Source organism: Serratia sp. YWN4 (genome assembly GCF_055790845.1).
In genome coordinates, this window is sequence record NZ_CM147696.1 from 1,761,744 (window position 1) to 1,784,021 (window position 22,278).

Annotated in this window: 18 protein-coding genes; 9 read left to right on the forward strand and 9 right to left on the reverse strand. The window is 52.8% G+C overall.

All coding sequences use genetic code 11. The annotated features are described in order from the left end of the window. Positions 1–5: 5 nt before the first annotated feature. From bcsA to ACX9GT_RS08330, 5 genes are read left to right on the forward strand one after another with little or no spacing between them, the layout of a single operon-like run. Positions 6–2,129 (forward strand): UDP-forming cellulose synthase catalytic subunit, encoded by a 2,124-nt coding sequence (gene bcsA, locus ACX9GT_RS08310; RefSeq protein WP_473190635.1) that lies wholly within the window; start codon positions 6–8, stop codon positions 2,127–2,129. Continuing rightward, entirely contained in the window at positions 2,126–4,558 is a 2,433-nt protein-coding gene (gene bcsB / locus ACX9GT_RS08315; protein ID WP_473190636.1) for a cellulose biosynthesis cyclic di-GMP-binding regulatory protein BcsB, read from the forward strand. Before bcsA ends, bcsB begins: the two co-directional genes overlap by 4 nt. 36 nt (positions 4,559–4,594) lie before the next feature. Next, a complete protein-coding gene (locus tag ACX9GT_RS08320) occupies positions 4,595–8,617 on the forward strand; it encodes a cellulose biosynthesis protein BcsC (protein WP_473190637.1) in 4,023 nt (1,340 codons plus the stop codon). 2 nt (positions 8,618–8,619) lie between these two features. Next, positions 8,620–9,096 carry a cellulose biosynthesis protein BcsD gene (gene bcsD / locus ACX9GT_RS08325; protein WP_473190638.1) on the forward strand — a complete coding sequence of 159 codons (477 nt, stop codon included), beginning with the start codon at positions 8,620–8,622 and terminating at the stop codon, positions 9,094–9,096. A 15-nt stretch (positions 9,097–9,111) separates the two neighbouring features. Next, on the forward strand, positions 9,112–10,128 hold the full coding sequence (locus ACX9GT_RS08330; protein WP_473190639.1) for a family 8 glycosyl hydrolase: 1,017 nt from the start codon (positions 9,112–9,114) through the stop codon (positions 10,126–10,128). A gap of 48 nt (positions 10,129–10,176) precedes the next feature. On the opposite strand, the gene ACX9GT_RS08335 is transcribed toward ACX9GT_RS08330, so the two are convergent. Further along, positions 10,177–10,815, reverse strand: coding sequence for a flavin reductase family protein (locus ACX9GT_RS08335; RefSeq protein WP_473190640.1), 639 nt, complete (start codon positions 10,813–10,815; stop codon positions 10,177–10,179). 133 nt (positions 10,816–10,948) lie between these two features. Between ACX9GT_RS08335 and rlmF the strand changes: the two genes are divergently transcribed. Next, on the forward strand, positions 10,949–11,914 hold the full coding sequence (gene rlmF, locus ACX9GT_RS08340) for a 23S rRNA (adenine(1618)-N(6))-methyltransferase RlmF (protein WP_473190641.1): 966 nt from the start codon (positions 10,949–10,951) through the stop codon (positions 11,912–11,914). A gap of 42 nt (positions 11,915–11,956) precedes the next feature. Here the strand turns inward: rlmF and glnQ are convergent, their stop codons facing one another. From glnQ to glnH, 3 genes are all read right to left on the reverse strand, one after another. Continuing rightward, positions 11,957–12,679: a glutamine ABC transporter ATP-binding protein GlnQ gene (gene glnQ, locus ACX9GT_RS08345; RefSeq protein WP_473190642.1), complete on the reverse strand. Its 723-nt coding sequence runs from the start codon at positions 12,677–12,679 to the stop codon at positions 11,957–11,959. Next, on the reverse strand, positions 12,676–13,335 hold the full coding sequence (gene glnP / locus ACX9GT_RS08350) for a glutamine ABC transporter permease GlnP (protein WP_459399242.1): 660 nt from the start codon (positions 13,333–13,335) through the stop codon (positions 12,676–12,678). The genes glnQ and glnP overlap by 4 nt, the downstream gene beginning before the upstream one ends. Positions 13,336–13,440: 105 nt before the next feature. Next, entirely contained in the window at positions 13,441–14,184 is a 744-nt protein-coding gene (gene glnH, locus ACX9GT_RS08355) for a glutamine ABC transporter substrate-binding protein GlnH (RefSeq protein ID WP_473190643.1), read from the reverse strand. A 534-nt stretch (positions 14,185–14,718) separates the two neighbouring features. Between glnH and ACX9GT_RS08360 the strand changes: the two genes are divergently transcribed. Both ACX9GT_RS08360 and ACX9GT_RS08365 read left to right on the forward strand, forming a co-directional pair. Next, complete coding sequence (locus tag ACX9GT_RS08360) at positions 14,719–15,252, forward strand: shikimate kinase (protein ID WP_473190644.1); 534 nt, start codon at positions 14,719–14,721, stop codon at positions 15,250–15,252. A gap of 280 nt (positions 15,253–15,532) precedes the next feature. Beyond that, a complete protein-coding gene (locus ACX9GT_RS08365; protein ID WP_473190645.1) occupies positions 15,533–16,738 on the forward strand; it encodes an aldose 1-epimerase family protein in 1,206 nt (401 codons plus the stop codon). 44 nt (positions 16,739–16,782) lie between these two features. Here ACX9GT_RS08365 and nanQ read toward each other — a convergent pair whose 3' ends face one another. Both nanQ and rhtA read right to left on the reverse strand, forming a co-directional pair. Then, positions 16,783–17,250 (reverse strand): N-acetylneuraminate anomerase, encoded by a 468-nt coding sequence (nanQ, locus tag ACX9GT_RS08370; protein WP_473190646.1) that lies wholly within the window; start codon positions 17,248–17,250, stop codon positions 16,783–16,785. A gap of 211 nt (positions 17,251–17,461) precedes the next feature. Then, positions 17,462–18,349, reverse strand: a complete 888-nt coding sequence (gene rhtA, locus ACX9GT_RS08375) for a threonine/homoserine exporter RhtA (protein WP_473190647.1) — start codon at positions 18,347–18,349, stop codon at positions 17,462–17,464. A 398-nt stretch (positions 18,350–18,747) separates the two neighbouring features. Between rhtA and ompX the strand changes: the two genes are divergently transcribed. After that, positions 18,748–19,266 (forward strand): outer membrane protein OmpX, encoded by a 519-nt coding sequence (gene ompX / locus ACX9GT_RS08380; RefSeq protein ID WP_473190648.1) that lies wholly within the window; start codon positions 18,748–18,750, stop codon positions 19,264–19,266. Between the two features lie 122 nt (positions 19,267–19,388). Here the strand turns inward: ompX and ACX9GT_RS08385 are convergent, their stop codons facing one another. The 3 genes from ACX9GT_RS08385 to ACX9GT_RS08395 all read right to left on the reverse strand — a co-directional run bounded on the left by ACX9GT_RS08385 (position 19,389) and on the right by ACX9GT_RS08395 (position 22,277). Next, positions 19,389–19,919 carry a GNAT family N-acetyltransferase gene (locus ACX9GT_RS08385; RefSeq protein ID WP_473190649.1) on the reverse strand — a complete coding sequence of 177 codons (531 nt, stop codon included), beginning with the start codon at positions 19,917–19,919 and terminating at the stop codon, positions 19,389–19,391. 102 nt (positions 19,920–20,021) lie between these two features. Continuing rightward, positions 20,022–21,392: a GntP family transporter gene (locus tag ACX9GT_RS08390; RefSeq protein WP_473190650.1), complete on the reverse strand. Its 1,371-nt coding sequence runs from the start codon at positions 21,390–21,392 to the stop codon at positions 20,022–20,024. A 108-nt stretch (positions 21,393–21,500) separates the two neighbouring features. After that, positions 21,501–22,277, reverse strand: a complete 777-nt coding sequence (locus ACX9GT_RS08395; protein WP_473190651.1) for an HPr family phosphocarrier protein — start codon at positions 22,275–22,277, stop codon at positions 21,501–21,503. Between the last annotated feature and the right edge of the window lies 1 nt (position 22,278).

Sequence of the window (22,278 nt, forward strand, 5' to 3'; positions counted from 1 at the left end):
CAGCTATGAATAAATTACTTTTTTCTTTCTTACTACTGTTGGCCTTACCCTTGATTGTTCTTATTATCATTGTGCCAATGAGCAGTGATAATCAATACATCTTTGGTTTCATTTGTATCGCCATCGTATTTATTCTAGGGGTGAGTAAAAGCAAAAAAATCACCCTGATCATGATCGTCATGTCGACGCTGATGTCATTACGCTATATATATTGGCGCGCGACAGAAACCCTGCATTTCAATTCGACCCTGGAAGCCGTGCTGGGGATCGCCTTGTTTATGACCGAACTGTATGCTTTGGTTATTTTGCTGTTTGGCTATATACAGACGACCTGGTCATTAAAGAGAACCATTGAACCGTTGCCTGATGATGTTTCACTCTGGCCGACGGTGGATATTTATATTCCTACCTATAACGAAAGCATGGATGTGGTGCGTGATACGGTGCTGGCAGCACAATGCATTGATTATCCCAAAGACAAAATGAAGATTTATGTGCTTGATGACGGTAAACGTAATGAGTTTGCCGTATTTTGCGCTGACGCTGGTGTGGGATATATCACCAGAAATGACAACAAGCATGCCAAAGCGGGCAACCTTAATAGCGCAATGAAAGTGACTAACGGTGAATTGATCACGGTGTTTGACTGTGACCACGTGGCCACCCGGGCTTTCTTGCAGGCCACGGTGGGCAGCTTTTTAGTTGATGAGCGTTTGGCATTGATCCAGACCCCGCACTATTTCTATTCACCCGATCCTTTCGAGCGCAATTTATCTGAAGCGAGCAAAGTGCCTAACGAAGGGGCACTGTTTTACGGGCCGGTACAGCAAGGTAATGACAACTGGAACGCGACGTTCTTCTGCGGTTCCTGTGCGGTTATCCGCAGAAAGGCGTTGGAGGAAGTGGGCGGATTTGCTGTTGAAACCGTTACCGAAGATGCGCACACCGCGCTGAAAATGCAGCGTTTGGGATGGGGTTCGGCTTTCTTGGCACTTCCTTTGGCTGCGGGCCTGGCGACAGAGCGTCTGGGGCTGCATGTGATCCAGCGAACTCGCTGGGCACGCGGAATGACGCAGATTTTCCGGGTAGACAACCCTTTGTTTGGGCGCGGCCTGACCTGGCAGCAGCGTTTGTGTTATTTGAATGCCATGCTGCATTTTCAATACGGTTTGCCTAGGGTGATATTCTGTACCGCACCGTTGATTTATTTGTTGTTCAACCTGAATATTATTGCGTCATCGGCGGGGTTGATTTTCGCCTACGTATTACCTCATCTGGTGATGTCGATCTATATCAACTCCAGAGCAACGGGACGATACCGTTATTCCTTCTGGGGGGAAGTCTATGAAACCGTCATGTGTTTCCATCTGGTTATTCCCACCTTCTTGGCAATGATTTCGCCAAAGCATGGCAAGTTTAACGTAACGGATAAAGGGGCGTTGCTGGACGATAACTATTTTGACTTCCATATTGTGCGGCCGCACATTATTGCCGTATCGCTGCTACTTTTGGGCACGGCATGGGGCGTTATTCGCCTGGTTATGCCCGAACACTATGGTGCAAACCCCCAGGTTATTATGCTGAATATCGGCTGGGCCAGTTTCAGTATGATTATACTGCTCGCTTCCATTGCGGTGGCGCGGGAAACACGCCAGGTCAGAAAAACTATCCGTATTGATGCCACCATTCCTGCCGTTCTCTATTTTGCCAGCGGTGCAGCGATGCGTACCGAAACGCTGGATCTTTCAATGGGCGGGGTAAGGCTGAAAACTCCGGATGAGCGTTTCCTGGACGATCCTATTGAAGAAGTTGAGTTGGCCTTGAAGTCTGGTGTGGTTTCTTTCCCTGTAGAAGTCATTGATGTCGATAAATCGGTTACCCGGCTGATGTTTCAGGAACTGCCGATCGAAAAACGGCGGGAACTGGTGAGAGTGGTTCTGGCCAGGGCTGATGCCTGGCTCCGTGATAAGCCCCATGCGCCCGATCGGCCATTGCGTTCATTCCTTGGGATCCTTCGCTGTATTTTTGAGCTGTTCTATTTCTCTTGGCAGGATCGTCGGGCAAAGAAACAGCAGCGTAAGCAGCAGCCTGATGTAAAACAGGGCCAGGAAAAGGAACAAATAATATGAGTGTAGTGGGAAGAACGCTACCAACCGCCATGGTTCTGGCAAGCAGTCTGTTTTTGTGGTTTTGCCTGTCTGATTCATTGAAGGCGGCGGAACCTGGGGTGCCTGTTTCTCCAGGCAGCGAAGTTCAGGGTTTACCGTCGTTACCCCGGCCAGTTGATCCCCCGGTGCAGCCAGAGGGGGTGCCGGTGACGGGAGATCAAACCGCCGCAGGGAGCACTCAGGCTGATAGTGATGCAGCACAACCCGCGCTAGCCCAGGCTGCTTTAAATCAGTCGGTTGAATCGACTCTCAGCATTACCGAGATGGGGCAACCGGCCGGATTAACGCTGAGCAACTGGCAGCCGCAATCGGGGATTACGTTTACCTTGCCGGTGGATTCGGTGGTGACCGCTGCCAGCCTGTTGCTGGATGTGGAAGTCTCACCCGCCCTGATGGAGGGGGATACTGAACTGCATCTGATGCTTAACGGGCAGCCTCTGAGCCAGCATTTGCTGAACAAACTGCATCAGGCCAAAGTGACCTACAAGGTCTCTATCCCGGCAGCCATGGTGGTGGCGCATAACAATCTGAGCTTCAGTATTAAAAACAGTAATGATGCGGCCATGCTGTGTGAAAAGGGCGTGTCGAATAAATACTGGATAAAAGTGCTGCCGACCAGCCGTGTGCAGATGGAAGGCCAGGTGCTGAATATCGGCCAAAATCTTGGCCGTTTCCCACGCCCATTTTTCGATCCCCAGGCTATGCAACCGTCGGTGGTGAACATCGTTTTCAGCCAGGCCAAAAGGCCGGAGGATGTTGGCGCAGCGGCGATGGTCAGTTCTTACCTGGGTATATTGACGCGTCATAACAATCTTGATTTCCAGGTATTACAGGACGCACTCCCTGAGCAGAACGGGATTATTTTTGCTCGGCCAGGGGAGCAGATTGGCGAACTGACGTTACCGCAGGCCGATGGCCCCACGCTTCAGGTCATCGATAATCCGCTGAACCCGGTTTATAAGTTGTTGCTGGTGATGGGGAAGAGCAGCGCCGAGATGCGTCAGGCTGCCTATCGCCTGGTCAGCCAGCCGTTACCAGAGAAAACGCCGATGTTGGCGGTGAAGCCGGTGACGATCCCTTTGCGTCTTCCCTATGATGCTCCGCGCTGGATCAACACCACCCATCCGGTCAATTTTAGTGAGCTGGTGGCTGATGTTGATGAACTGACCGTCAGCGGTGTTTATCATGACGCGGTACGTATTGCTTTCCGTGCGGCGCCGGACCTGTTTATCTGGGACGGCAGAAACGTCCCGCTGCAAATCAATTACCGTTTCCCTACCGATAGTTGGATTGATGAAAGTAAGTCACAGTTGAGTGCCACGCTGAACGGAACTTTTTTACGTAACTTGTCGGTGAATAAATCGGGGTTGCTGGAACTATTGTGGCGCGAATTTGGTGGGGATACCCGTCAGGAGAGCTACAGCCTGCCTTTACCGCCCTATCTGATTTACGGCGATAACATGCTGGAACTCTATTTTTCTATTGTGCCTAAAGATAGTTCCTCCTGTAATCCTGCGGACAGCGACAGCATCAAGAGCCGTATCGGCCCCGATTCTTACATCGATCTGAGTAAAACGTATCATTTCACCGAACTGCCAAATCTTTCCTATTACGTTGGTGCCACCTTCCCGTTCACCAGGCTGGCTGATTTTTCTCAGACCGTCCTGTTATTAGCTGAAAAACCGACTATAAATGAGATTCGAGCGTTGCTTAATCTGGCTGCTCGGGCAGGCGCTGCGACCGGAAATGCCATCAGCAATGCCGACATCAGGTTCGGGTTGAAAGGCAATGAAGTGGACGATCCTGAATTCAGGGGGCGGGATGTGCTGGTGGTGGCCTCTCTGGCCCAGTCAGCGTTTTATCAGCGGCTGTTGCAGGATGTGCCGTTTGCCCTGGATCCGAGCGGATTGCTGACGGTTAAGCCACAGTCAATGAGGGAAAAACTGCAAGCCTATCTGAAAGGTAACTGGCAGACACAGGGCATTGATGCGGATCGCTACCTGTCTTCACTCGCTGACTGGCGAGGTTTTCTCAGCTTCCGTTCCGCTTGGGATCCCCAGCGGGTGGTGGTGGTGGCCAGTGCTACCGATGATGGTGGGATGAGCAAGATTTATACTGACCTGAAATCATTGAAGATTAACGCCGGGATCCGTGGCGATCTGGCTGTGATTACCGATCAGAACGGTGTGCACAGTTTTCAGGTTGGCGCTCAGTTCCCCAGCGGAGAGCTTCCTTGGTATCTGATCTTTATCTGGTACGCCAGTAAACACGTGGTGCTTTTATCGCTGGGTGGTTTAGTGATTTCCGTGGTGTTGGGGTTGAGTCTTTATGTTCTGTTAAGAAGACATGCAGCCAAACGTTTAGGGAGAGATGCAGAAGATGAAAATTAAAATATGTCTCGCCCCAGAGTTATACAGGAGCTGTCCATGGAGTATAACCAATTGAACTTATTGCTGAAAAAGAAACTGTACTCGGTCTCTTTGGCTGGCTTGACGGTATTCTCAGTCTCTGCGATGGCCGATGACAGCAATCCGGCGCTGAAAGCCCTCTTTGAACAGGCAGCCTATTGGCATGATAAATCTCATGATGAGTTGGCCCAGGGGGCTTTGCAGAAAGTTCTGCTGATGGATGAGAACAATACCGAGGCAATGTATCTGTTGTCTTTGTATGCCATGCAGGGCGGAGATAAGGCCAAGGCTGAACAATGGCGGAAGAAACTGAGTACGGTAGCGCCCAACGATCCGCGCTTGAAAGCGCTGGATGGCAATACGGTGGCTCAGTCGCCAGCGGCGAAGAATTTGTTGGCTCAGGCCCGGCAGTATGCGGCGAAGGGGAATTTCCCCCAGGCGATTGCCAGCTATCAGGCCATTTTCAATGGCAAAACCCCGCTGGACAACCTGGCCAATGAGTATTACCTCACCTTGGCGGGAACGCCCGCAGGCAGGCAGGAGGCGATTGATGGCCTGAAACAGCGCCTTGCCTTGCAGCCCAATGACACTCAAACCCAGGTGGTGCTGGGGAAAGTCATGACTTATCAGGAGTCGACACGCCGGGACGGGATTAATCTGCTGGCTAGCATGGCTCCTACCAACACAGATGCCGATCAGGGCTTGAAGCAGGCTCTATTATGGTTGGCGCCGCAACCCGCCGATAAGCCACTGTACGATGCCTATCAGCAGCGGCATCCGGTAGATAAAGCCGTTGCGGCTTATTATGAGCAGAATATTGCCGGAGCCGCGAAGAGCGCCGGGTACGCCGAACTGAATAAAGGGGCGTTGGGGGGAGCGAAAAGCCAGTTCGAAAGTATTCTGGCCAGTAACCCCAATGATAAGGATGCCTTGGCAGGCATGGGGTTTACCGCTATGCGCAGTGGCGACTTCAGCCAGGCAGAGAGCTATCTCACTCAGGCGGCGAAACAGGGCGGCCCACAAAGTGCGCAGTGGAGCGCCTTAGCTCAGGATGCCAACCTCTATGGCTCATTAGCCAAAGCCAAACAGGCGGTTAATGCGGGTAGGCTGGACGAGGCTTTGGCCCTCACCGCGCCGCTGGTCAATGCTACGGGTGATAAAGGCAGTGCCGTTACGCTGTTCCGAGCGGATGTTTCCCGCAGAAAAGGGGATTTTGCGGCGGCAGAGCAGAGCTATCGTGGGCTGCTGGCGCAGAACCCGCAGAATAATGATGCGAAGCTGGGGCTCTATTATCTGTTACTGCAACAGCGTAACAAGGATAAAGAGGCAGAACTGGTTTTACAGACGATCCCTGCCAATCTTCGGCCTAAAGTCATACAGGCGGTCGCGGGTGTCAACGTCGAACCATTGCGCAAAGAGGCTGCCTTGGCGGTGCAGAGCAATGATGCCCCGCGTGCGCTGATGATTCTGCAACAGGCTTTGGAAAAACAGCCATCGAACGTTTGGGTACGTTTGGATATGGCACGCATTCTGTATAAACAGGGGCAGGAACTTCAGGCTCAAACCTTGATTTCCCCTCTGATGCAGGTAGGAGCCCCAACAGACGGGCTCTATGCTGCTGCCCTGTTTGCCTCTGAACGCAATGACTGGCTGAACGTTTCTACGCTGATGGCGCGTATCCCGGCTTCGAAGCAGACTCGGGATATGCGGGAATTAGCCGCAGTGGCTTCCGTCAATCAGCAACGTGCCAGTGCCGAAAATTACATTCGGCAGGGCAATACCGCCAGTGCTGCCGTGATCCTGCGCCAAATGGCGCAGAAACCGCCAACTGAACCCGCAGCGTTGGGGGAGTTGGCTAAAGATCTGATGGCGGTTGGTGATACCTCCACGGCGGTGCAACTGGTGCGTGAGAATATGCGCCACGGGGTTAAAGGCAGTGCTGGCGATTATGCAGCCCAGATCGCGGTGCTTAATCAGGCCGGGCTAAGCCAGGAAGCCGATGCATGGTTGAACAATCCGGCGCTGCTGGCAAAAAGTTCTGCAAGAGAGATCGGTCAGTTACGCAGCGGTGGCGTGATCAATGAAGCCGATAAACTGCGCCTGCAAGGGCAATATGGCGCTGCCTATGACAAATTGATCGCGGCCCTACAGAGCGACCCGCAAAATGCCGACATCATGCTGGCCATGGGGCGCCTCTATCAATCCGGTAAAATGAACAAGGAAGCCGGGCAGGTCTATAACTATCTCTTGAGCCGTAACAGCCTGAATCAGGGGGCGCGTGAAGGTGCAGCAGGGATTGCGTTGGCTGATGGGGATGTCAGCAGAGCTAAACAGTTGGTGGGTGGGTTACCGGCGATAAAAACGCCGGATCAACTGTTGCTTGCCGCCCGTGTTGCCCAGGCCGATGGCAATTACACGCAAGCCATGTCTCTGTTGCGCGAAGCGAAAAGCCGCCTGAATGGCGTGAACGTCTCGGCCGAGAACGGGCAGGCGTTGATTGGTGGGCTAAGGCTGGCGGACAACCCGTTTGCTGGGCAGGCATTTACGCCATCCAACCTGAGCACTACGCCTTCTGCCTATGGTGAGGTGTTGCCTTGGCAGGTAGCGGCCCCTGCTCTGGCAGGCAGTTACGCTACCGGTGCCCCACGCCTACCGGTCAAGAATCCTACGTTGCAGCAGATTGAGCAGCTAATGGATGAGGTGCAAAACAAAACGGCGACCTGGGTGCAGGGAAATATCGCGTTGCGTGATAACAGCAGCGGTGAGAGCGGGTTAAGTAATATTACGGAAATAAAAAGCCCGATCAGCGTGTCGGGTATGCCAATCGATAATGGGCGAGTCACCTTTAATGTGACTCCGGTGATGTTGAAATCGGGCACCCCGTCCAACGCTGCTAATGTCCGCTTTGGTACCGGTGCTTTGCAACAGGCCAAGGCCGTAGAGGCGGCGACGCAGGCATCGATTATTGCCTCGCAGAATTCCATTGCCGCTGCGCAGGCGGCCGACCTGCGTTATCAGGAGATTCACGCGACGCGGGATCACCTGTGCTCGATCGATTCCACCTCGGCAGAATGTGATGCTGCAACGATTGCGCAGGAACAAGCCTATGCGGATAAGCAGTTGCTTGATGGCCAGGTGACTCAGCCACAGAAGTATAACCCTAATGATTTCTATGCTGATTCCCCAGGGCAACAGCAGGAAACCGGCGTTGAACTGGCGTTGGCACTGAGTGGCGACAGCTACAAACTGGATGTAGGCAGTACCCCGCTGGGTACAGGGATCAGTTCGGTTATCGGCGGTGTGAAATGGTCGCCCAAAGTCGGCGCTCACACCACGTTGGATATGACGCTTGAACGGCGAGCGGTCGCTGATAGCCTGCTCTCTTATGTCGGTACTGAGGATGTGATTACCGGCAAGAAATGGGGGGCAGTCACCAAGAACGGCGGTGGCCTGAATCTGGGATTTGATGATGGTACCGTCGGTGCTTATGGTGGGGCGGGTTATTACAGCTATCTGGGCGATAATGTTGCCAGTAATAAAAGTATCAATGCCATTTTAGGGGCTTATATTCGCCCTTATAAAGATGATGAAGATGAGCTGAAGGTTGGCGTCAACGTCAATTATATGAACTTTGACAAGAACCTGAGTTACTTCAGCTATGGTCAGGGGGGATATTTCAGCCCGCAGGATTATATCAGTATCTCGCTGCCGGTTGAATTTACCAAGAAACAGAATGAGTTCACTTATATGCTGGGTGGAAACGTGGGTTATCAGTCTTATCACAGCAAAGAAAGCGAGTATTTCCCCAATGATCCCGATCTTCAGTCACAGTTAGAGGGATTGGTCAGCCAAGGCTATGGTAAGGAAGCTATGTATGCCGCTGAAGATAAAAGCGGTATTGGCTACAGCCTGAAAGCCGGGGGAACTTATAAAGTTACGCCAAGTATGTTGGTCGGAGGGCAGTTGGGTTATGACACTTTCGGCAGCTATTCCGAGAGCTCTGCTTTGCTCTATTTTAAATATCTGTTAGATGGGAAATAACCATGCAAGATATTAATAATGCGTCCTATGAACTCGATTATTACCGTCGCCAACAGTTTAAACCCGGTTGGCAGAGTCTGATAGCCGTGATTTTTTCTGGCATTTTTGCTTCTGCCGATAATGCGGATGGTCGGGATTTTCTGCGCTTGATGGGGGGGCAGTTGGCGGAGAAAACACCTTTACCCGAGGCACAAACGGTAGGTGAGCTTGAGGATGGCATCAACGCGGTGCTGGGCCATTTTGATTGGGGAAGGGTACAGGTTGAGGCTGGCGAACAGGAAATAGTGCTGACACACTATGCCTACCCCCAAGCACCCGAACCTGACAATGAGCCGATGTGGAACCTGTCTTTTGCGACCGTGCTGGAAGGGGCATATGCCACCTGGCTGCTGGCTCAGGGCGGGGCGCCCCATGTTTCTCTGCGCCAAAGCCATCAATCTGAAGAACGTACCTTGGTTTTTAGCTACAGAAACGGGTAATTAAAGGTGAATGTTGTGGCGAAATATACTCAGGGCTGGATCCGAATTTTGGCTCTACTGACGGGGTTACTGTTTTCCTTTTGCACGCTCGCGGAAGATAGCGGCTGGGCACAGTATAAACAGCGTTTTTTATTACCTGATGGGCGGGTGGTTGATACCGGCAATAATAACATCAGCCACACCGAAGGGCAGGGTTATGCCATGTTGCTGGCGGTCTATAATAATGACCGGCAGGCTTTTGACAGTATGTGGCAATGGACGAACGCAACGTTATATCGCAAAGATATCGGGCTGTTTTCCTGGCGTTATGAACCTGGCAAAGCCGTTCCAATAGCGGACAAAAACAATGCCACCGATGGCGATATCTTTATCGCCTGGGCATTGTTAGAGGCGGGTAAAAAATGGAATGTCAGGGAGTATCTCAGGAGCTCTTCTGAAATCCAAAAGTCACTGCTGCGGCATACGTTAGTAAAATATGCCGGTTATAACGTGATGCTGCCGGGCGTCAGCGGTTTTAAGCAAGCTAACTCGATAACCGTGAATCCTTCTTATTTTGCTTTTCCTGCATGGAAGGCATTTTACGATTACACGCATCTGCTGGTGTGGAAAAACTTGAGTGACGATGGTCTGGCTTTAATCAATAAAATGTCATTCGGCAAAGCGCGGATCCCAACAGATTGGGTCACGTTATTTGCCGATGGTCATATGACTCCTGCGAGTGGCTGGCCAGCGCGTTTCGGGTTTGATGCGGTGCGCATTCCCTTATATATCCACTGGTATCAGGATAATAACCCGGCGCTCACCCCTTTCGTCAGGTTCTGGCAAGGCTATGACCGCCAAGCCGTTCCCGCCTGGGTTGATGTGATGAGCGGTGCGCGTGCCGGATATAACCAAAGCCCCGGCATGATGGCGGTCAGGGATCTGGTGTTGGGGGCCGGGGGACAATTGACCAACCGTTTGGCCGCGGATGAAGATTATTATTCTGCCAGCTTGTATCTGCTGACCTATTGGTCGGTGGCCAGCCAGCGTTAACTCTGCTAAGTGTTCAGCCTGTAATGGCAGTAGGCTGAACGCTGAGCTCTAGGGCTTACGTACATCCGGGCGCACCAGATCAAAGCGGTGTTGTTCGGAGATACCGTAATAGGCAGTAGGGCCCCCGGCGCGCAGTACCGGCTGTGCGGCTGCGGTTTGATAAACGCCATGTTCATCCAGCAGCGTTTGGTCGATATGTACCGCCACCACTTCCCCCAATACCAGCCAGGTTTCGATGTTTCCCCCAGCGGCATTTTGCAACTGAATGCACTGCGTTAAGCGGCATTCAAAGTTCACCGGGCTTTCCGCGACCAACTCCGCTTTCACCCGTCGCCCAGGGATTGGCGTTAATCCGGCGAAGGCAAATTCGTCTTCACCGCGTGGCAATGACGCCGAGCTGTTATTCATGGCTTCTGCCAATGGCCGCGTTGTCAGGTTCCACACAAACTCACCGGTTTCTACGATGTTGGCAACGCTGTCTTTCCAGCCGGTGCTGGCAAAACCGATGATAGGCGGGCGATAGTTGAAACAGTTGAAGAAGCTGTAAGGGGCCAGATTGCGTTGACCCGCGGCGCTTAGGGAAGAAATCCAGCCAATCGGGCGTGGGCCGACAATGGCGTTCAGCGGATCGTGCGCCAAGCCATGGCCTGCGGCGGGTTCATAGTAATAACGCGGTTTGCTGCTCATAATCGCTCTTGTAGGGAAAGATCAAACCTCCATTCTGACGTTTTTCACCTCGGCTGCAAGCGCCTTGCCGCTCTTTTTAGCGGGCTTTGTGCTATCTTACGCGCCAGAAAACCCTTTCAGAGAGCCCGCCACGGTGGAAAAAAAGAAAAGCTTCCCGCAACAGAAAAGCGGCCTGCACCCGCGCAATCGCCATCGTTCACGCTATGATTTCCCAGCGTTGATTGCCAGTTGCCCGGAGTTGGAACCTTTTGTGAAACCCAATGCCTGGGGCGATATCTCGGTAGATTTCGCCGATCCGGCGGCGGTAAAAATGCTTAACCGGGCGTTGTTGCAGCATTTTTACGGTATTGAACACTGGGACATTCCTGCCGATTATCTCTGCCCGCCGATCCCTGGGCGTGCCGACTACGTGCATCACCTGGCTGACTTGCTGGCAACCAGCAACGGAGGCGTGATCCCACGCGGTAAAGGGGTGGCGATCCTGGATGTTGGCGTCGGGGCCAACTGTATTTACCCGATCGTTGGTCAGCGCGAATATGGCTGGCGCTTTACCGGTTCGGAAACCGATCCGGTTTCCCTGAATGCCGCCAAAATGATTGTTGCTATGAACCCGACGCTGAAAAACACGGTACGCCTGCGCCAGCAAAAGCAGCCGGAGTTTATTTTCACCGGCATCATTGGCGTGGCGGAGCGTTTTGACGCCACGCTGTGCAATCCGCCGTTCCACGGTTCTGAGCAGGAAGCGCGCGCCAGTACGCGCCGCAAGCTGCACAAACTGGGCAAAGGGGAAGTCGCTGACAAGCCGGTGCAAAACTTTGGCGGCAAGAATAATGAATTATGGTGCGAAGGTGGGGAAGAAGCCTTTGTGCGCAAGATGGTGGAAGAGAGCGTCAGCAAAGCGCAAAACTGCCTGTGGTTTACTTCGCTGATTTCCAAAAACACCACCTTGCCAGCAATCTATTTTGCGTTAAAGCAGGCGGGGGCGGTTGAGGTGCGCACCATCGAAATGGCTCAGGGGCAGAAGATCAGCCGCTTTGTAGCCTGGACCTTCTACAATAGCGAGCAGCAAGCCGCTTGGGCAGCAGAACGTTGGCAATAAAAAAGCGGGCATGCTCAGTGCCCGCTGGTTTGCTGTAATCGATCAGGAAACGTGTTGCAGGAACTCGCGCAGGCGCGGGCTCGGTGGGTTATTGATCAGATCGTGCGGGTTGCCATCTTCGGCGATTCGCCCTTTATCGATAAAGATCAGGCGTGAGGCCACCTTTTCAGCAAAGCCCACTTCGTGGGTGACGATCACCATCGTCATGCCTTCTTCGGCCAGATCCTGCATTACCTTCAAGACTTCGTGGCGCAGTTCCGGGTCGAGGGCCGAGGTTGGCTCATCGAACAACATCATTTTCGGCTTCACCGCCAACGCACGGGCGATCGCCACGCGCTGCTGCTGGCCGCCGGAAAGCTCGGAAGGGTAGTGGTGAGCGCGCTCGGCCAGCCCGACTTTGGCTAACAGTTCGCGCGCCAGCTTTTCAGCATCGGCCTTTTTCAGACCACGCACGCGGGTCGGGCCGAAGGCCACGTTTTCCAGCGCGGTCAGGTGCGGGAACAGGTAGAACTGCTGGAATACCATGCCCGCTTCCTGGCGGATCAGGCGATCGTCCACTTTCGGATCGTTAACCTTCAGGCCGTCGACGATCAACTCACCGCTGGTGATTTCTTCCAGCTTATTGATGCAGCGCAACAGGGTGGATTTACCGGAGCCGGAAGGCCCGATAATCACCACCACTTCGCCCTGGGTAATATTCAGGTCGATATTGTGCAGCACCTGGGTTGGGCCAAAGTGCTTGGAGACGTTTTTAAATTCAATCACAGGATTTTCATCCTTCTTTCCAGCCGACGCAGAACGAAGCTCAGCACCAGGGTAATAATCAGATAAATAACCGCCACGGCGCTCCAGATTTCCAGCGCGCGGAAGTTACCGGCAATAATCTCCTGGCCCTGACGGGTCAGTTCCGCCACGCCAATCACGATAAACAGCGACGTGTCCTTAATACTGATAATCCACTGGTTACCCAGCGGCGGCAGCATACGGCGCAGCGCCAGCGGCATGATCACATAGCGGATGGTTTCACGGCGTGACAGCCCCAGCGCCAGCCCGGCTTCGCGGAAACCGCTGTGGATCGACAGCACCGCACCGCGAGTGATTTCGGCAATATAAGCACCGGAGTTGATCATGATGGTGACCACGGCGGCGCTGAGCGGATCAATGCGTAAATTGCTGAACGCCATCGGCAAGGCGAAGTAGATAAACATCACCTGCACCACAATCGGCGTGCCGCGGATCACTTCAATGAACACCAGCGCCACGTGGTTGGCAATCCAACCGCCGTAGGTACGGGCAAAACCGGCAACCAGGCCGATGAACAGGCCACCAATCAGACCGAGGACCGAAATCCACAGGGTCATTTTGGCACCTTCTAACAGAATGGGGATGGCAGGCCAGATGGCACTCCAATCGAACTGCATGGTATTTTCTCCCGGTGATCCCAAACGAGGGAATCAGATACAACAAAGCGCAGGGGTGGGTACACCTCCCCTGTGCTTAACTTAATGACTGACCAATTTAATCAATTACTTAGGCTCGGTACCAAACCATTTTTTGTAGATTTCGTTGTAGGTGCCGTTGTCACGCAGGGTTTTCAGCGCGGCGTTCACTTTTTCACGCAGTTCGTCGCTGCCTTTCGGGAATGCGATGCCGTATTGCTGGGCTTCCAGCGATTCGCCTACGGTTTTGAACTTGCCAGCGCCAGCGGTTTTGATGAAGTACAGGATGTTTGGCGTGTCGTGCAATACCGCATCAGCACGCTGGGTGCCCAGTTCCATATAGGCGTTGTCGATGTTCGGGAACTGACGCAGGTCTTTGGTTTTGATATGCTGCTTGGCGTAATCCACCGAACCGGTGCCGCTCTTTACTGCCACCACTTTGCCATCCAGATCGGCAATGCTTTTCACGCTATCGTTATTCGCATTAACCATCACCAGTAAGCCGCTTTTGTAATAGCCATCGGAGAATTCGATCGCTTTTTTACGTTCGTCGGTAATGGTGATCCCGGCCAGTGCCAGATCGACGTTCTTGGTTTGCAGCGCAGGAATGATGCCGCTGAAGTCCATTGGCTTCAGGGTGTAATCCAGCTTCAGCTCTTTGGCGATAGCGGCCCAAAGGTCGATATCAAAGCCAACATATTGGTTACCCTGCTTGAATTCGAATGGAACGAAAGCGGTGTCAGTGGCGACAACCAGTTTGTCTGCGGCGTGGGAGCTAACGGTGAAGGCCAGGGAAAGTGCGGCCAGGGAAACTTTAAAAATTGACTTCATGAGAGGAATTCCTGTACAGGTTGCGGATTACCCATTTTCTATGTTGCATTTAGTGCCATGGAAGAATCGTGCCAAGTTTGCAATCATTTCAAAAACAAATGGTTATGTTGTAATGTTATATCCAGAAGGATATATCTTATTATTATGCACCATTGTGGGGCACCATAATGGTGCAATGTAACGACCATGGTGCACCGGGCTATCATTAACCAAAGAATGGGTGTGAAACAACCTATAATTAACAGTTATGCTTCAATATTGATAACTAACTCTAACTTTGCTCCTGCAACATGTTTGTCTCTGGTGCAGGAGTGTTCGAACCGCACGGCAAAACGGGGGTGGATAGGGCCGCCCGCCTCTCAGTGCACTCTTTCAGTGTAATGTGGGTTGTTTATTATACAACCCTGGCTGCGGATAAAAGAAAATAACCTGCAAGTGCTTATTCCTGCGGGGTGTTTTCCTTTTTGAATTCATATTGATAGAGAATGATCGCTTCGATAGAATTTCCTGCCCTCCAACAAGCAGGCCGAAGAGATGAAAGTTAACGTAGTGGGCACCAGCGGCAGTGGTAAAAGCACCGTGGCGCGCCAATTGGCGCAAAAACTGGCGGTGCCTTATATCGAGATGGACAGGCTCTATTGGCGGCCTGACTGGCAGGGAACTCATGGTGACGAGTTTCTGGCGCGGGTTAACCTGGCGTTGGCAGAAGCCACTGCGGGCTGGGTACTCGATGGCAACTATACCCGTACCAAAGCGCTCAAGTGGCGCGAAGTCGACTGGGTGGTCTGGGTCGATTACGGTTTCTGTCGCACGCTGTGGCAAGCCACGCGCCGAGCCATACTGCGAGCTTGGCGGCAGACTGAATTGTGGCCCGGAACCGGAAACTGTGAGAGTTTCCGTCGTTCCTTCTTCAGTCGTGAGTCGATCCTCTGGTGGACGTTAAAAACTTACCGCCAAAACCGTAGAAAGTATCTGGCCGAGATGCAGGAGGCTGGTAACAGCCATATCCGCTTCATTCATCTGCGTTCACCTGCTGAAACGGCCTCCTTCCTTGCTAACCTGCCTTAATTAGCTTTATCGTTTCAGCTATGGCTGGGCGCTTTCATATCATCTTTTGTTTTAGCTGAAATATTTCAGCTTTCCTGTCTGAAAAAAGCGACATAAATCTAGTTATTCTGCAAGTAAAAAACATCCATTCATAAAAAAATATGACCTGAATAGGGAAATTAACGTTCTTTATGAACGTAGTCTGGGAAAAGTGACCCATCTCGCATTTTAATTTGAGTATAAAATCTACTTTGTGATGGCATTAGCTAAAACCATTCAGCTAAACAAAAAGGATTAATAAATGAAAAAGCTTGTTGCAGTTTCGATTGCTATCTCTTTGATTTCTGGATATGCCGGTGCACAGACGATTGTGTTGACCGACGGTGAAAACGGTATTGAATTGGGCAACTGGCAGATAAGCAGCCAGAAGCTGAACATTCCGGGGCCACGTTTCAGCTTGCAACAGCAAGTATTGCATGGTGGCAAGCAGGAAGGCTCCAAAGTGATCACTCTGACCAGCCCTGGGTTGACTATTGCTCTTAGCCCGACACGTGGCATGGATATTCTGCACGTGAATGGCTCAGGCGTCAGGCTCGGCTGGGATTCACCGGTGGATGAGGTGGTCAACCCGGCTTATATCAACCTGGAAAGCCGTAATGGCTTGGGCTGGCTGGATGGCTTCAACGAAATGATGGTGCGCTGCGGCTATGAATGGACCGGGCACCCTGGCGTGGAGAATGGCACGCTGTACACGCTGCATGGCCGTGCCGGTAATACACCTGCCTCGAAAGTGGTGGTAGAAATTGCTGAAAGAGCGCCTTATGAAGTTCGCATTCGCGGTTTACTGAAAGAGAATACCTTTAAGAAAAGCAATCTGGAAACCTGGACTGAGTTGCGTTATGTGCCTGGAACCCAGCAGTTCACCGTTCACGATCGCCTGACCAACCGCGCTGACTATCCGCGTGATTATCAGATCATCTATCACAGCAATTTTGGCAAACCTTTGCTGGAGCAAGGGGCGATATTCAGCGCGGCAATCAAGGAAATCTCACCGTTTAACGATTATGCCAAGAGCGGCTTGAAGGATTGGCATACCTACCTTGGGCCGACCAAGGGTTTCGACGAAATGGTGTTCAATATTGTGCCTTACGCTGATGCACAGGGGAAAACCCTGGCGATGATGAACAATAAGAACGGCGATCGCGGCGTGGCAATAGGTTTTGATACTCACCAACTCCCAGTGCTGACATTGTGGAAAAATACCGATGCTGAACGCCAAGGCTATGTGACCGGTATTGAACCGGGCACCAGCTATGCCTATCCGGTAAAAATTGAGCGTGAGCAGGGGCGTATCAAGCAGTTGCAGCCAGGGCAGAGCACGGACTTCGAACTGACTTACACTTTGCTGAACAGTGCTGAAAAGGTAAAAGAGTACCAAAACAAGATCAAAACATTGCAGGGTGATCGCGAGGTGAAGTTGGTGGAAACACCGATTGCTGTTGAGTAATTTTTAGAGGTAATTGAGCCGGTCAACTGACCGGCTCAACACCGCTACAGCAGCAACTCGTAATGCACTTTCACCACTACTTTCTTGATATTTTTTGCCCCATGCACTTGGCATCCGGGCTTATGCGGTTCCAGCGGGAAGAAAATCACATACATACCGGGGGTGAGGTTTAAAATTTGCGGGCTGCGTTTGATGTCCAGCATTTGCAGGTCTTTACTGGCATCGTAGGGGTCGTCACTGTCCCAACTGCCTGGCAGACCATAGTCAATCCTTTCCTCGCCACCGATCAGGATTTGAATATCCAGATACTCCTGGTGAATCTCAGCGCGCTTGTTTTCAGCGGGTTCTGTCACTACTTCCATAACATTCATAAAAACGCGGTCGCCATCGATCTCGTGCCGCCCCAGCGCCAGGCCGGGTAAATCGTATTGGCGAACGGTATTGAGGATATTGGCTAAAACGGGTGAAAGGCCGCGTCCAAAGCGAGGATTGTACAAACTACCGTATATCATCCTGATTCTCCGTAATGAATTATACCTTCCCTTCTCTAAGCTGCGGCGTTGTTGTTGGCGCAACTTGCAAGCTCTTGGGTATATAACGTAATGAAATTAGAAAATTACCACAAAAGACCTGTCTCAAGTATGTCCATTGTCAAACTCAGAAACAGTTAAGTCGATTGCAATCACGCAACAGAATCAGGATTTATTTTCCCGCAGCAAAAGGTTAAGAGAGGCTCTCAATCTGCGGTTTGGGTTTGATGGTCAGCGTAGCGCCCATTGACGCGGCGATAATGGCCGCTAATGCCAGCCATTGCACATGGCTGAGATGCTCATTGAGGAAGATCATGCCCGAAAGCGCGGCCAGCGCGGGTTCCAGGCTCATCAGCGTACCAAAGGTGCGCGCAGGGATCTTTGGCAGCGCGATAATTTCCAGCGAATAAGGCAGTGCGGTAGAGAGAATGGCGACGGCTAGCGCCACAGGAAGAATATCCACGTTCAACAGCGCGCTACCGGCCTGCCAGGCACCGATCGGGCAAAACACGATGGCAGCGACTAACGATCCGACAGCCACGGTGCCCGGCCCGTGATCTCCCCCGGCTCTCTGGCCGAAGATAATGTATATCGCCCAACAGGCACCGGCGCCCAGAGCGCATGCGGCACCAAAGAGATCGATACTGCCCATGTCGTGGCCGAACGGCAGCAGGAACGCCAGGCCGATAACCGCCAGTGCGACCCAGACAAAATCCACAGGGCGGCGTGAAGAAAACATCGCCACCGCCAGCGGGCCAGTAAACTCCAGCGCCACGGCAATGCCGAGCGGAACCGTGCGGAGGGAAAGGTAAAACAGGTAATTCATTGCGCCCAGCGACAGACCGTAAATCAACAGCGGTAGCCTGCTGCCAGCCGCAAAACGCATTCGCCAGGGGCGGAAGATGATAAACAGAATCAACGTGCCGATGCCCAGGCGCAAGGTGGTGATCCCTTCGGCGCCAACCAGCGGGAACAGGCTTTTCGCCAGCGAGGCACCGCTCTGGATCGAAATCATCGCGATGATAAGCAAGCAAACGGGCAGCAGCGTGGAAGATGCTTTAGCAGTTCTAGATGGAGACATCCATTCAAGCCTTGTGGGGGCTTCCCAACTCTTGAGAAAGCATAACGAAAACAGGTGGGCGTCAGTGTAAATGAATTGGTGTCGGGGTGTCTGAGAAAAGCGTGTTATCGCAATGAAACTGTCAAAATTTTGCACAGAGATTGAGCAAGTGTGTGAAAAATAGTCCTCATCTAAGCGTTCTATCTCGATTGAATAGGTGATTTTTGTCACAAAAACGCGTAGGATGCGATTGAAAATATAGGGAAATTGAATCGACGCAGTGTTCTTGTAATCTTCTGTTACACGATACAAAGCTTTAGACACTGTTTTAAAAGCAGAGTTTCACGCTGATTTTTGCTATATTTTCAATGTATGAACAAATGGTAGTATTTAATAATAAAACGTGTTTGAGGTGGTTTATGAAAAAAATTGCATGTCTTTCCGCAGTAGCAGCTTGTGTATTAGCCGTTAGCGCCGGTACCGCATTCGCCGGTGAGAGCACTGTATCCGCTGGTTATGCTCATGGTGATTTCCAAGGCGTTGCTAACAAAGCCGATGGTTTCAACCTGAAATACCGTTACGAGTTCGACAACAGCCCGCTGGGTGTGATCGGTTCCTTTACCCATCTGGAAAAGAACGGTACTGAAAGCGGTTTCTACGACAAAGTACAGTACAGCGGCATCACTGCTGGCCCTGCTTACCGTTTCAACGACTGGGCGAGCATCTATGGCGTGATCGGTGTGGGTTACGGTAAATTCACCAGCAACGCTAAAGACGGTTCTAACAACAACAGCAACAGCGATTACGGTTTCTCTTACGGCGCTGGTCTGCAATTCAACCCAATGCAACAAGTTGCTCTGGACTTCGGTTACGAGCAGAGCCGCATCCGTAGCGTTGACGTTGGTACTTGGATGGTTGGTGCTGGTTACCGCTTCTAAGTTTTCTCCACGCCGTTGGGCGTGAGCGTGTGGCTTTAGTGCCACACCCGTTGAAAAATCCGCCTTTGGGCGGATTTTTTTGCTTTTGACGAGGGCGAATTGGCTGATTCGTAATCTCTTTCTCATAGCAAACGCTGCATCACCACAATCGGTCGCTGGTGATACTCACTGCGGTGGTTTTCTACAAAGCCCATTTTTTTTGCCAGCCCAAGCGACGGACGGTTTTCTGGCGAGATAATGCAGACCGTTTTCCCCTGCGGGAAATGGTCGGTTGCCCAAGCCAGCGCGGCCAGCAGCGCTTCGGTGGCATAGCCTTTGCCCTGGGCGGCGGTGATTAGCGTCCAGCCCATTTCTGGCGCATCCAGCGCGGGAGCGATCTCGCGGTGATAGTCGGCAAAACCGATACCGCCAAGGTAGTGGCCACTGGCTTTCTCACGCACCGCCCAATAACCGTAACCTAACAATGGCCAATGACCAATGTAACGCAATAGACGGCCCCAACTGTCTTCCTGACTGCGCGGTGTGCCGCCGATATAACGGACAACGGCAGGGTCGGCCCACATGGCCGCCAGATCGGCAAAATCGTCCAGCCGGTGGGCATCCAGTATCAGGCGTTCGGTAATCAGCGTGGGTGCGGTAGTGATGGTGGTCATGAAGATCTTCCTGAACAAGGGCTGAGGCTTAAGTGTAGGGGCGAAGAGATTCGCCCCATTAATTTACCTCATATACTGTTTTGGCACATCATCAGCACATGGCTATACCGCCAGCCACAGCAACCAGGTGAACACGAAGCCGCTCAGGCCGAGCAGGGTGGTTAATACCGTCCAGGTTTTCAGGCCATCGGCCACCGAAAGACCCAGATATTTGGTGACGATCCAGAAACCAGAGTCATTAACGTGAGATAGCCCCAGGCCGCCGAAGCAGGTAGCGAGCGTGACCAGCACCAGCTGTAGCTGATTAAGGCCGGTAACCGCTTCGGAAAGCAGCCCGCCGGTGGTCAGAATTGCCACGGTGGCTGAACCCTGCGAGGCACGCAGTGCCAGAGAGATGATAAACGCCGCCGGGATCAGCGGCAGGCCGATAGTCGTGAGCACTTCCGCCAACGCTTTGCCGACGCCGGATTCCACCAGCACTTTACCGAACACGCCACCGGCACCGGTGACCAGGATCACCACCGCCGCGGTAGGCAGCGCAGCGCCCATGATGTCACTGGTGTGTTGCAGGCTCCAGCCACGGCGCATTGCCAGGAAGTAGAACGCCAGCAGCAGGGCGATCATCAGGGCCACGGCCGGTGCACCGATCAAAGAGAGCACGTCACGCAGCGCCGAACCCGGTTCCAGCAGCGTGGCTGAAACGGTGCCGAGCATAATGATGGCGATAGGAATGACGATCAGCGCGGCAATCAGCCCGGCACTTGGCGGGTTGATGCGATCGCTGAGCGGTGTTTTGCTGTCAGATGTGGATTCCGGCGCAGCCAACTGTAGCTGCTCCAGCACTTCAATAGAAAGCGGATAGGCTTTGCGGTTCAGGTACTTCGCCGCAAAGTAACCGATAACCCCTACTGGAATACAGATCAGCAGGCCAATAATGGTCAGCCAACCGATATCCGCGTGCAGCAACCCTGCCGCCGCCACCGGGCCGGGGTGCGGCGGCAGGGCAACGTGTACCGTCAGCATTACGCCCGCCATCGGCAGGCCGAATTTCAGCGGTGAGACTTTGGCTACTTTGGCAAAGCCGTAGATAATCGGTGCCAGAATGATAAAGCCGACATCGAAGAACACCGGGATACCCAGGATAAAGGCGGCAATGGTCAGCGCGGCGATGGTGCGTTTTGGCCCCAGCGCTTTACTGAAGCGTTGCGCCAGCGATTCGGCACCGCCGGAGTGTTCGATCATCCTGCCGAGCATTGCACCCAGACCGATGATAATGGTTACTGAACCCAGCACGCCGCCCATACCGGCGGTCATCACTTTCATCACTTCACCGGTCGGGATGCCGCTGGCCAGCGCGACTAACAGGCTGACAACCAGCAGGGCGACGAACGGCTGAACTTTGGCCTTGATCACCATCAGCAGGAGCAGCAATACACCCAGTAGGGCAATGATCAGTAGCATAGAGGTAGACATGGTAGCGCCTTTATTCTGATAAGAGTCCGGCACCGCGATCGCCCTAAGGCGATACGGGTGCGTTTGATTTTTATGTTGTTAATCACTGGTGTTGGTGAACTGCCCGCTTTACAGGTACGGCTTCACCCAGCCGAGCCCGGCGTTGGTTTCACCACGCGGTTTATATTCGCAGCCGATCCAGCCCTGATAACCCACCTTGTCCAGCAGCGCGAACAGCCAAGGGTAATTCAGCTCTCCGCTATCGGGTTCGTTGCGATCCGGCACCGAAGCAATCTGGATATGGGCATAGCGCCCGGCCAGCGAGGTGACCAGATTGCTGATGTTGCCGTCCACCAATTGCGCATGGAAGAAGTCGAATTGGACAAAGACGTTTGGCCGATCGATCGCAGCAACCAGATCCGCCGCTTGATGCTGGCTGGAGAACAGATAGTTGGGTTTCACCGGCGGGCTGAGCGCTTCGATCAACACCTTGATGCCATGGGGAGCGAAGCTATCGGCGGCATAGCGCAGATTGCTGATGAAGGTTTCCCGGTAACGGGCAATCTCCTCATCCGGTGGCACCACGCCCGCCATCACGTGTACGCATGGGCATTGCAGTGCAATCGCGTATTCCAACGCTCGATCAATATCTGCGCGGGCATCTGCTTCGCGGCCGGGCAGTGCCGCCAACCCCCACTCACCGGCAGCGGTATCGCCAGGGGCGGTATTGAACAGCACCTGTTGCAGCCCATGCTGGCGCAGTTTTTCTGCCAGCAGATCGGCCGGATATTCATACGGAAACAGGAACTCTACCGCTTTGAATCCGGCAGCCGCGGCGGCGGCAAAGCGATCCAGAAACGGCAGTTCGGTAAACATCATCGATAGATTGGCAGCAAATTTTGGCATT